The organism is Actinomadura rubrisoli (assembly GCF_004349215.1).
GTDB classification, from domain to species: Bacteria; Actinomycetota; Actinomycetes; order Streptosporangiales; family Streptosporangiaceae; genus Spirillospora; species Spirillospora rubrisoli.
Genome location: NZ_SMKU01000310.1, coordinates 1 through 11,121 on the forward strand (window position 1 = coordinate 1; position 11,121 = coordinate 11,121).

Consider the following 11,121-nt stretch of genomic DNA (forward strand, 5'->3'; position numbering starts at 1 on the left):
CGGTGGCGGTGAGGGGGTGCTCCTCGACCTCGTAGCGGCGGATGTAGGCGCCGGCGAACGCCTGGACGCTGGCGCCGAACGGCAGGGCCAGCAGCGCGCCGAGGGGCCCGACGACGGCGGCGCCGGCCAGCACCAGCCCGAACGCGACCGCGGGGTGCATGTCCAGGGTCCGCGCGGTGATGCGCGGTTGCAGCAGGTAGTTCTCCAACTGCTGGTAGGCGGTGATGAACAGCAGCATCCACAGCGCCGTGGAGGGCGCCTTGGTCAGCGCGATGAGGACCGGCACCGCGCCCGCCAGGTAGGTGCCGACGGCCGGGATGAACTGCGACACCACGCCCACCCACAGGGCCAGGGTCAGCGCGTAGGGCACGCCCAGCCCGGCCATGGCGATGTAGTGCGCCACGGCCGAGATCATCGCCAGCAGCGCGCGGGAGTAGATGTAGCCGCCGGTCTTGGCGATGGCGATCTCCCAGGCCCACAGCACCTGCCGCTGGCGGCGGGGCGGCAGGACCGAGCAGACCGTCCGGCGGAACTGGGGGCCCTGCGCCGACAGGTAGAAGGTGAACAGCAGCATCCCCAGGAGCTTGAAGATGACGCCGAACGCGGTGGCGCCGATCCCCCAGGCGTTCCCGGCCAGGTCGGACATGTGGCGTGAGAGCTGCTCGGTCACGGTGGGCAGCCGCTGGAACAGCGTGTCGCGCGACAGGCGGGTGCCGAAGGTCGCGTTGACCCAGTCGATGACCTCCCGGACGTAGCCGGGGAACCCGTCGATGAGGTGGGTGGTCTGGCTGGCCAGCAGCGATCCGATCCCGCCGATGAACCCGCCGGCGAACAGCGCGATCACCAGGAACATCGCGCCGGTGGCCAGGCCCCGCCGCCAGCCGCGCGCCGCCAGCCAGTTGACGGCGGGCTCGATCGCGAACGCCACGAACAGCGAGGTCAGCAGCAACAGCAGCAGCTCGCGCAGCCGCTCGACCAGCCACAGCCCCACCACGAACAGCAGGACGGTGGCGCCGGCCAGCAGGAACGCCTTGGGCAGCCACGGCGGCATCGGCCGCGGGTCCCGCGTCCCGGCGGCGGGCACGCCGGGCGGGGCCTGGCCGGGCGGGATCCCGGCGGGCGGTTCCGCGGCGCCCTCGGACGCGGGCGCTGGCTCGCCGCGGGGCGTCCGCTCGCGTTCGCCGCCGGGCGTCCGCTGGGGTTCGTCCCCGGGCGGGTGCTCGGGCTGGTCGCCGGGCGGGTGCTCGGGTCGGTCGCCGGGCGTCTGCGGCATGCCCGCACGCTAACCGCGCCCGCGCCCGCCGCCCGCCCGCACGCCCTGGCCCCAAGGCAACCTTTGCCCAGACTTCATTTGTTGCAGTGCCCTTGGCGTCAGGCGCTAGCGCGCCTTCCTTCAACGGGCACTGCGGCGATCGCTGTGTTCATTGCAGTGCCCTTGGCGTCAGGCGCTGGGGCGCCCTCCTTCAACGGGCACTGCGGCGATCGCTGCATCGCTCCGTCTCGCCTAGCGGCTCGCTGCGCGATCAGGTTCTCGCAGGCTCGAACCTGGCCTCGCACGCGATCGCAACGCTGAGGTTGTCGCACCCACAGGCAACTACCGACTACTTCCTGCAGTGCCCTCAGCGCCAGGCGCCAACACACCCCCTCCAACCTGCACTATGTGCGATCACTGCGCCTATTGCAGTGCCCTTGGGCGCGGGCGGCCTCGACGACCGGCGCGGTGCCCTGGCGTTCGGCGACGCGGACCAGGGCGGTCCCCGCGGCGCGGCGCCGCGCGACGGGCGGGCCAAGCGCGGCAGGGATCAGCGGGAGTGCGGCGGCGGCGGGGTGCCGCGCGAACCAGGCGAGCACCAGGTAGGCGGTGACGAGGCGCAGGAGCGGGTTGCCGCGGAACCCGGCCAGGCGGGCGACGGCCTGCCGGTAGCCGTCGTCATCGGCGGCGGCCAGGACCGCGCGCATCCGGCGGATCGCCCCGCATGTGCCCCACCACGTGCCGTGTTCCTCCGCAGGGTCGCGGAGCCGGACCCACGCCTCGCTCACCTCGATCCACCGCAAGTGGGCTCGGCCTTGCTGATCGCGGCGACTGCGGCGGCGACGAAGGGCACGCCGGGCTCGGCGCACCAGGCGTCCACGAGCGCGGAGTGCGGGTCGCTCAGCCAGTCCTCGCGGCGGATGTCGATCTGCCCGACGACCGAGGCGCAGGAGCGGGTCGTCCTCGCCGCGCAGGTGGTGGCGAGCCCGGGGGCGCTGCGCGGGTTGGCCAGCACCTGCTCGGTCTCGGCCGCCTGGGCGTCGATCTTCGCGCGGTGGGCGGCCCCGGCGGCGGGGTCGAGCCTCAGCGCGGGTCCGGGCATCCCGCCGCGCCGGGGTGCAGGCGGCGCCGCCAGGACGCCGGGATGGTCGGCGCGTCCGCCGAGGCGGGGTACAAGAAATCTTGCGGGGGATGTCGAGATCGGGCGGCGGGCTTCGTCCTGTGCTGTGAGGCGCCCGGTCCGGGCGCACCCGCCCGGCGCCGGGGACGGCGCGGAGAGGAGTCGTGATGGGATCGCCAGTGGTGCACTTCGAGGTCATCGGGGAGGATCCGGCGACGTTGCGGAACTACTACGGCGCGTTGTTCGGCTGGGAGTACCAGGTGGGCGACGCGACCACGCAGAAGGTGTCGGCGCCCGGCGAGTACGGGTTCGTCGAGGCGGGGGCGGACGCGATCGCCGGGGGCGTCGGCGGCGGCCCGGGGCATGGGCGTCGTGTGCTGTTCTATGTGGGGGTGGCCGATGTGGAGGCGGCGCTGCGGGAGGCCGAGCGCCTGGGCGGGACGCGCAGGATGGGCCCGGAGCCGGAGGGCGGGGGCGACTTCGCGGTCGGGCATTTCACCGACCCCGAGGGCAACCTGGTCGGGGTCGCCGGGCCGTCGTCGGCCGCGGGCGGGGAGGGCCGGTGAGGTATCTGCTGCTGATCTACAGCAACCCGGAGAACTGGGAGCACCCGATCTTCCTGCGGCATCCGGAGTTCCTGGCGCTGCCGCCGCGCGAGCGCGAGGAGCTGGCGGGGCAGGCCGAGGCGCTGCTGGAGGAGATCACCGAGTCCGGTGAGCTGGTGGTGGGGACGGCGCTGGCCGATCCGGTGAACACCGCCACGGTGCGGGTGCGCGACGGGGTCCCGGCGGCGACCGACGGCCCGTATCTGGAGGCCAAGGAGCAGCTGGCCGGGTACTTCGTGGTCGACTGCGACTCCCCGGAGCGGGCGGCCGACATCGCGGCGCGGTTCCCCGACGCGCGGTTCGCGGCGGTGGAGGTGCGTCCGATCATGGACGTGTCCGGCCAGGAGATGTGAGGCCGGGAGCGGAGGTGGAGGACCTGCTGCGCCGGCTGGCGCCGCAGGTCCTGGCCGCGCTGGTGCGGCGGTTCGGCAACTTCGAGAGCGCCGAGGACGCGGTGCAGGACGCGCTGCTGGCGGCGGCGACGCACTGGCCCGGGGAGGGGGTGCCCGAGCGTCCCGACGCGTGGCTGGTCACGGTGGCGTCGCGGCGGCTGACCGACGTGCTGCGCCGCGAGGCGGCGGGGCGGCGGCGGGAGGAGCGGGCGGCGGCGCGGGAGCCGGCGGACGCGCTGGTCGCGCCGCCGGCCGACGCGCGGGAACCCGGGGACGACACGCTGACGCTGCTACTGCTGTGCTGCCATCCCAGCCTCACCCCGGCGTCGCAGGTCGCGCTGACCCTGCGGGCGGTCGGGGGGCTGACGACGGCGGAGATCGCGCGGGCGTTCCTGGTGCCGGAGGCGACGATGGCGCAGCGCATCAGCCGGGCCAAGCAGCGCATCAGGGCGTCGGGCGCGCGGTTCGGCATGCCGCCCGCGGGGGACCCGGCCGCTCGGCTGCGCCCGGTCCTGCACGTCCTGTACCTGATCTTCAACGAGGGGTACACCGCGAGCTCGGGCCCGGACCTGCACCGCGGCGAGCTGACCGGGGAGGCGATCCGGCTGACGCGGACGCTGCGGGGGCTGCTGCCGGGCGATGGGGAGGTGGCGGGGCTGCTGGCGCTGATGCTGCTGACCGACGCGCGCCGTCCGGCGCGGACGCGGCCCGACGGGGGCCTGGTCCCGCTGGCCGAGCAGGACCGCGGCCGTTGGGACCGGGCGGCCGTCGAGGAGGGACGGACCCTGATCGAGGAGACGCTGGCCCGCGCGCGGCTGGGCCCGTACCAGGTGCAGGCGGTGATCGCGGCGGTGCACGCGGACGCGGCGCGCGCCGAGGACACCGACTGGCCGCAGATCGTGGAGCTGTACCGGCTGCTGGAGCGGCTGGATCCCAATCCGGTCGTGGCGCTCAACCACGCGGTCGCGGTCGCGATGGCGCGGGGGCCGCGGGAGGGGCTGGCGCTGCTGGAGCCTTTGGGGGCCGCCGGGCGGCTGTCGGGCCATCACCGCCTGCACGCCGTCCGGGCGCATCTGCTGGAGATGGCGGGCGATCTGGAGGGCGCCCGGTCCTGCTACCGGACGGCCGCGCGCCTGACCACGAGCCTGCCCGAGCAGCGCTACCTGCGAGAACGCGCAGGACGACTCGGGAACACCGGCGTCCCGCAGGAGGACGGCCGGCAGGGCTGACGCCATCGCGCGCCGGCCCGGAGGCGGCGCAACCAACACCAGCGTCGCGATCGCGAAGCGAGCCCCTGGGCGAGTCGGAGCGATGCGGCGCCCACCGAAGGAAGGCGCCCCAGCGCCTGACGCCAAGGGCAAGGGACAGGGCGCCCGCCGGAGGAGGGCGTGTCGGCGCCTGGCGCTGAGGGCACTGCAGTAGGCGGATGGTAGTTGCCTGAGGGTGCGACGACCTCGACGTTGCGATCGCGTGCGAAGCCAGTTGCGAGCCTGCGAGAACCTGATCGCGAAGCGAGCCGCCAGGCGAGACGGAGCGATGCCAGCGATCGCCGCATTGCCCGCCGAAGGAAGGCGCCCTGGCGCCTGACGCCAAGGGCACTGCAATAAACACAGCGATCGCGCACAGTACCCGTTCGTCGGAAGAGGGCGTGTCGGCGCCTGGCGCTGAGGGCACTGCAGTAGGCGGATGGTAGTTGCCTGAGGGTGCGACGACCTCAGCGTTGCGATCGCGTGCGAAGCCAGTTGCGAGCCTGCGAGAACCTGATCGCGAAGCGAGCCGCCAGGCGAGACGGAGCGATGCCAGCGATCGCCGCATTGCCCGTTGAAGGAAGGCGCCCTAGCGCCTGACGCCAAGGGCAATGCAATAAGTACAGGACAAGGCGGCCGGCGCTTCGTCAGGCTCAGGATCGTTTAGCCAACGACGTCCCAGACTTGGAATCAGGGTTCTGCCTGACGTGCCCGGCACAGTTCCCGCGTCTCCGATTGAAGTGGGTGGGGCCTGCCCGGGGCAACCCTTTTATGGGATCGCCCCGGGGGGTCAGCGCGCGAACAGCGACGCGTAGACGGTGCGGTCGCCGTCGGTGACGATCTGGCCCGCGATGTGGGGGCCGGTGGCCGTCGACAGGCGCAGGTCGATGTAGCGGTCCTCCTCCTGCAGCTCGACCGGGCCGCTGGGGGCGTCGGCGAGCCAGCCGCCGATCTGGGACAGGCGGGCGGCGCGGTCGCGTTCCAGGGCGCCGCGCAGTTCGGGCAGGCCGCCGGCCTCGAAGGGGGCGGCGGGCGGGGCGGGGTCGGGCTCGGCGTTCCAGGCGGCGACGCCGTAGGCGAAGCAGACCAGCGCGGTCCACATCTCGGCGAAGTAGCGGGGGTCGGGCGCGATCTCCAGCCCGGCGAACCGTCCGGCGACGAAGAACAGCGCGCCGACCTGGCCGGGCTGCAGTTCCAGGCGGCTTTGGAACTGGGTGAGCACGGGCCGCTTGCGCGACAGGATCTGCTCCAGGTGCCCGCGCCGCGGCAGCCCGTAGCGGACGTTGAGGTCGGCGATGTCGTCCCACAGCTTGCTGTAGCCGTGCACGCCACGCAGCTGCAGGGCGCGGGCGCGCAGTTCGGCGGGCAGCACGAAGAACCACTGGTCGCGTTCGGTGAGGTAGCCGCCCTGGCTCTCCTGGACGCAGCAGGCGTCCTCGAACAGCAGTTTCTGGCCGGGGGCCAGGAACGCCGAGCGGCACAGGGCGTGGTTCTGGGCGGCGTCCTGGATGTAGCCGATGTGCAGGGGGACGATGGCGACGCCGGTGTCGGCGCCGTTGCTGAGCTCCACCTGCCCGTAGCCGACGACGCGCGACAGCTTCAGCGCGGTGCGCGGCGGCGCGAACCCGGGGTGGGCGGGGCCGGAGATCGGCACCATGGTCAGCGCGCCCGCCTGCTGGGGGGCGCCGAGGCGGTGCCCGGCGAGGCTGAGCGGTCCGGGGACGAGGGTCTCCAGCGCCGTGTCCACGCGGTGCTCCTTTCGTTCGGGCGGCGGGCCGCCGGTTCAGGCGACGAGCTGCGCGGTGAGCTCGGCGGCCCGGCGGTCCAGGGCGTCCAGGCGGGTGTGCAGGGCGGCGCGCAGCCAGGGCGCGCCGGCGGCGCAGTGCCCGAACATCCAGGGCAGCAGTTCGGCGAAGTCGTCCTGGTGCCAGAACCCGCGCTGCGGCAGGGACGGGGCGGGGCGGCGCAGCCGCAGGTCGTCGCTGCCGGTGAACAGGGCGTGGCAGAACACCACCGGGACGGTGATCCCGGCGCGCGGGAGGGTGGCCGCGACGCGGGCCAGGTCGCCGGGGAACAGGTTCTCGTAGCCGTCGGAGACGACGGCGACCAGGTCGGGTTCGGCGCCGAGCGCGTCCAGGACGCCGGTGGCCAGGTCGGTGGCGCCACGCGGGGCGCGCTCGTCGCCGCCGACCTCGATGACCTCCAGCCGGTCGCACACCTCCGTCAGCACCATCCGCAGCGCGGCGGCCTGCGACAGCACGGCCCATTCGCGTTCGCCGTAGCCGCGCATGGACGCCGAGGCGTCCAGCACCAGCGCGACCGTCCCCTCGAAGCGGGGGAAGGCGAGCACGGCGGTGGCCAGGAAGCGGCCGAGCGCGACGTACAGTTCCTCGGCGGGCCCGCCCCGGTACAGGTGGACCAGGGTGGCGGCGATGTCGCCGCGGTTGGTGGCGGTGACGGTCGCGGGCCGTGAGCGATCGGCGTCGACGGCCAGGACGGGCTCGCGCGGGGCCGCCGCGCGGGGTTCGCCCGCCGCGCCGGCGTGGCCGGTCCCGTCCGTCCCGTAGAGGGCCAGGACGCGGGCGGGTGCGGCGCCGGGCGCGGTGAGGAACCGCAGGAGCCGCCGCTGCAGGTAGTCCGAGGCGGTCTCGCCGTCGGCGATGCGGCGCGCGCAGCCGCGGGCGGTGGTCTTGCCGAGCGCGTGCTCGAAGCAGTCGACCAGCGCGGGGCGGCGCGCGGCGATGAGCGCGTCGGCGTCGGGGTGCTCCAGGACGAACCGCAGCGCGGTGCGGGTGGTGTGCTTGTGGTTGGCGCGCAGCCGCCGCAGCGCGAGCAGGACGGTGATGACGTGCGCGGGCGGCAGGCCCAGCGTCAGGACGCGCGCGACGCGGGCCAGGACGGCGCGGGTGGGGTCGTCCAGGCCGGCCTGGGAGGCGGCGAGCACCTGCAGCAGGACGCGGGCGCGCTGCCAGGGCCGGACGCCGGGCGCGAGGCCGAGCAGCGCGTACCCCTCGGGGTCCTTGGCGTGGGCGGCGCGGTGCAGGTCCGCGTCGTCCCAGCACAGGGTCCCGCCCCTGGGCAGGGTGAGGGCGGTGTCGTGGGTCTCCAGGTGGGCAAGGAGCGTGGGGGTGTCCATGATTGTTCGCCTCCGCAATCATGGAGTGTAAGAAGCTCCGGGAGCGCCTCGACACTCATTTTCCCGGCGGCGGGTCCAGCGCGGGTGCCCGCGGGGCGCCTGGCGCGGGCGCGGGGGCGGCCGCGTAGTCGCCGAGGCCGTGCTCCAGCAGGTCGAACACGCGCGCCGCGGCGGCGTAGACGTCCGCGCGCATCTCCTCCAGGGTCTCCCCCGCGCGCTTGCGCTCGGCGATCTGTTCGACGAGGACGCCCTGCGCGGCGAACAGCATCGCGGCGGCGGCGCGGGGGGTGATGTCGTCGGGGCCGGCGCCGGTCTCCTCGGCGAGCAGGGCGGCGAGGTGGTCCTGGGCCTGCCGTCCGATCTCGCGCTGGCGGGCCAGGAGGGCGGGGCTGTCGTGGACGGTCTTGGTCCAGGTCTCCGAGCCCTCGTGGAAGGCGGTCCGGTAGGCGCGGGCGTCCAGGCCCTCGAAGAAGCGGCGGCGGAACAGCGCGACGGCGCCCTCGCCGGGGCGCCGCTGGAGGAGGTCGCGGCCGGCCTGCTCGATGTGCTCGCCCTGCCGGTCGAAGAACAGGTCCTCCTTGGTCTTGAAGTAGTTGAAGACGGTGTTGACCGACACGTCGGCGGTGCGGGCGACGTCGGCGATGGTGACGTTGTCGAACCCCCGGGCCAGGAACAGGCCGGTGGCGATGTCGGAGATGCGCCTGCGGGTCTCGCGCTTCTTGCGCTCGCGCAGCCCCAGCTCCGGTTCCTGTCCCGGTTCCGGCCCCGGCCCCGGTTCCGGCCCGGCCGCGGGCCTGGCGGCGCCCTGCCCCCGGCCGCCGCTGTCGCCGCCGCCCGCCCGTCCGGCCTCCGCGTCGTCCATGCCGAGAATTCTACCTTCACTGGTTCGGCTTAAAATTTGGTGTGACTTAAAATTTGTGGTTACTCTACGGGGAGTCGTTCCCCTACCCCTCCGGGAGGTCGTCGTGATCGAGGCACGCGGGCTGGCCCGCACGTTCACCGGCAAGCACGGCGCGGTCGAGGCGGTGCGCGGTGTGGACCTGTCCGTCGCGTCCGGCGAGATCGTGGGTTTCCTCGGCCCGAACGGCGCGGGCAAGAGCACCACGCTGCGGATGCTGACGACGCTGCTGGCACCCACCGCCGGCACCGCGTCCGTCGCCGGCCGGGACCTGCGGGCCGACCCGGCGGGCGTGCGCCGCCGCATCGGGTACGTGGCGCAGGGCGGCGGCACCGACCCCTCCGTCCCGCTCGGCGAGGAACTGGACCTGCAGGCCCGCCTCTACGGCGTCCCGGACCGGGCCGGGCGCGTCGCCGAGCTGTGCGCCCGCCTGGACCTGGCGGGCCTGGAGGCGCGCCCGGCGGGGTCGCTGTCGGGCGGGCAGCGGCGGCGGCTGGACATCGCGCTGGGCCTGGTGCACCGCCCGCCGCTGCTGTTCCTGGACGAGCCGACCACCGGCCTGGACCCGCAGAGCCGCGGCAACCTGTGGGACCACATCCGCTCGATGCGCGACCGTGATGGCACCACCGTCTTCCTCACCACCCACTACCTGGACGAGGCGGACGCGCTGTGCGACCGGCTGCTCATCATCGACCAGGGCCGCATCGTCGCCGAAGGCACTCCGGAACAGCTCAAACGCCGCATCGCCGGCGACGTGGTGACCCTGGAACTCGCCGACATCCCGACCCCCGCGCACACCGCGATCGCCGCGAATGCCTCAGGCGCTGCGGGGGCCGCGAAAGCCGCTGGTAGGGCGCCCGCCGCGGATGCCGTAGGCGTTGCGGGTACTGCGGGCGTTGCCGGTTCCGTGGATGCTGCGGGTACGGCGAGCGCTGCAGATGTCGCGGGTGTCGTCGGCGCTGCCGATGCCGCGAGCGCTGCGGCTCCTGCGAACGCTGCGGCTGCCGCACGCGTTGCGCGTGTTGCGGAGCGTGCCAGGGCGGCGTTGTCCGGGCATCCTGCGGTGCGGGAGGCGGCGGTCAGCGGGCGGATCGTGCGGCTCACGGTCGAGAACGGCGAGCGGGAGCTGATGGGCCTGGTTCGCGCGCTGGACGCGGCTGGGGTGGAGTTGGCGTCGCTGAGCCTGGCCCGTCCCACGCTGGACGACGTCTTCCTCACCGTCACCGGCCGCTCCCTACGCGAGGCCGCCTGACCCCCCGTCGCCTGTCCCCTTCGCCACCCTGGTCCCTTCGCCACCCGGTCCCTCGGCACCCCAGTCCCTCGGCACCCCAGGTCTCCTCCACCCGGGCCCTTCACCGCCCGAGCCCCTTACCACTCGGGTTCGACGCCGTCCGGGGTCCATGCCGCTTGGGATCCATGCGGTTCAAACCCTTCACCGCCTCAGATCGTCACCGCCCCAGTCCTCGCAGCCCAGTCCCCCGCCGCTTCAGGTCTCCGCCGCCCGGGACCGTCGCCGTCTGGTCCCTCGCCACTCCAGTTTGTTACGGCTTCAACTCGCCGCCGTCCGAGACCGCCGCCGGCCGAGACCGTCACCGCGTCAGTCCGTCACCGTGAGTCCTTCACCGCGCCAGACCGTCACACGAGATCGTCACTGTTCGAGACCGAGGAGTTTGAGATGTTGTTTGCACGGACCGTTTCTGACACGCGCCTGATCTTTGTGCGCTGCTTGCGGCAGACGTTGCGCAGCAAGGTCGCGGTGGTGTTCGGGGTGATGCAGCCGTTGCTGTATTTGCTGCTGTTCGGGCCGCTGCTGTCCAGGCTGGTGGAGGTGCGCGGGTTCGGCGCGGGCAACGCCTGGCAGGTGTTCGTGCCGGGCGTGCTGATCCAGTTGGCGCTGTTCGGGGCGGGGTTCGTGGGCTTCGGCCTGATCGCGGATCTGCGTTCGGGGGTGGTGGAGCGGCTGCGGGTCACGCCGGTGAGCCGGACGGCGCTGCTGCTCGGCCGGGTGCTGCGCGACGCCTTCGTCCTCGCCGTGCAGGCGGTGATGCTGCTGGCGGCGGGCCTGGCGCTGGGGTTGCGGGCCCCGGTTGGCGGGATCGTGGTCGGGCTGGTGTTCGTGGTGTCGCTGGCGGTGAGCGCCGCGTCGCTGTCGTATGTGCTGGCGTTGAGGACGCGCAGCGAGGACGCGTTCGCGCCGCTGCTGTCGACGGTGACGCTGCCGCTGATGCTGCTGTCGGGGATCCTGCTGCCGATGAGCATGGCGCCGGGGTGGCTGGACGCGGTGTCGCGCCTCACGCCGTTCCGGTACGTGGTGGACGCGGCGCGGGCGGCGTTCCTGGGCGACTACGCCACGGCGGCGGTCGCCGAGGGCGCGCTGGTCACGGTGGTGCTTCTGGTGGTGTCGGTGGCGCTGGGCGCCCGCCGGTTCCGCGGCGAGAACGCCTGACCGGCGCCGCGGACGAGGCTGGGGT

General features: G+C 73.8%; 11 protein-coding genes. 5 read left to right on the forward strand and 6 right to left on the reverse strand.

Annotated elements, in window-relative coordinates:
• From E1298_RS36910 to E1298_RS36920, 3 genes are all read right to left on the reverse strand, one after another.
• The coding region (locus E1298_RS36910; protein ID WP_207945065.1) for an AI-2E family transporter at positions 1 to 1,273 on the reverse strand (1,273 nt) is incomplete at its 3' end.
• Positions 1,274 to 1,656: 383 nt separating this feature from the next.
• Positions 1,657 to 2,040: a hypothetical protein gene (locus tag E1298_RS36915; RefSeq protein WP_131901734.1), complete on the reverse strand. Its 384-nt coding sequence runs from the start codon at positions 2,038 to 2,040 to the stop codon at positions 1,657 to 1,659.
• A complete protein-coding gene (locus E1298_RS36920) occupies positions 2,037 to 2,354 on the reverse strand; it encodes a hypothetical protein (RefSeq protein ID WP_131901736.1) in 318 nt (105 codons plus the stop codon). Before E1298_RS36920 ends, E1298_RS36915 begins: the two co-directional genes overlap by 4 nt.
• A gap of 185 nt (positions 2,355 to 2,539) precedes the next feature.
• Between E1298_RS36920 and E1298_RS36925 the strand changes: the two genes are divergently transcribed.
• The 3 genes from E1298_RS36925 to E1298_RS36935 are packed head-to-tail and all read left to right on the forward strand — an operon-like array spanning position 2,540 to position 4,598.
• Complete coding sequence (locus tag E1298_RS36925; protein WP_131901738.1) at positions 2,540 to 2,938, forward strand: VOC family protein; 399 nt, start codon at positions 2,540 to 2,542, stop codon at positions 2,936 to 2,938.
• A complete protein-coding gene (locus tag E1298_RS36930) occupies positions 2,935 to 3,330 on the forward strand; it encodes a YciI family protein (protein WP_131901740.1) in 396 nt (131 codons plus the stop codon). Before E1298_RS36925 ends, E1298_RS36930 begins: the two co-directional genes overlap by 4 nt.
• Complete coding sequence (locus tag E1298_RS36935) at positions 3,327 to 4,598, forward strand: RNA polymerase sigma factor (protein ID WP_131901742.1); 1,272 nt, start codon at positions 3,327 to 3,329, stop codon at positions 4,596 to 4,598. Before E1298_RS36930 ends, E1298_RS36935 begins: the two co-directional genes overlap by 4 nt.
• A gap of 808 nt (positions 4,599 to 5,406) precedes the next feature.
• Here the strand turns inward: E1298_RS36935 and E1298_RS36940 are convergent.
• Genes E1298_RS36940 through E1298_RS36950 form a run of 3 tightly spaced genes read right to left on the reverse strand, consistent with a single transcriptional unit; the run spans position 5,407 to position 8,614 of the window.
• Positions 5,407 to 6,363, reverse strand: a complete 957-nt coding sequence (locus E1298_RS36940; RefSeq protein ID WP_207945066.1) for an ARPP-1 family domain-containing protein — start codon at positions 6,361 to 6,363, stop codon at positions 5,407 to 5,409.
• A gap of 36 nt (positions 6,364 to 6,399) precedes the next feature.
• Entirely contained in the window at positions 6,400 to 7,752 is a 1,353-nt protein-coding gene (locus E1298_RS36945) for a VWA domain-containing protein (protein WP_131901744.1), read from the reverse strand.
• Positions 7,753 to 7,807: 55 nt separating this feature from the next.
• Positions 7,808 to 8,614 (reverse strand): TetR/AcrR family transcriptional regulator, encoded by an 807-nt coding sequence (locus tag E1298_RS36950; RefSeq protein ID WP_131901746.1) that lies wholly within the window; start codon positions 8,612 to 8,614, stop codon positions 7,808 to 7,810.
• Between the two features lie 103 nt (positions 8,615 to 8,717).
• Between E1298_RS36950 and E1298_RS50785 the strand changes: the two genes are divergently transcribed.
• Both E1298_RS50785 and E1298_RS36965 read left to right on the forward strand, forming a co-directional pair.
• On the forward strand, positions 8,718 to 9,902 hold the full coding sequence (locus tag E1298_RS50785; protein WP_165975856.1) for an ABC transporter ATP-binding protein: 1,185 nt from the start codon (positions 8,718 to 8,720) through the stop codon (positions 9,900 to 9,902).
• 423 nt (positions 9,903 to 10,325) lie between these two features.
• Positions 10,326 to 11,096 carry an ABC transporter permease gene (locus tag E1298_RS36965; protein ID WP_131901748.1) on the forward strand — a complete coding sequence of 257 codons (771 nt, stop codon included), beginning with the start codon at positions 10,326 to 10,328 and terminating at the stop codon, positions 11,094 to 11,096.
• The last annotated feature ends 25 nt before the right edge of the window (positions 11,097 to 11,121 follow it).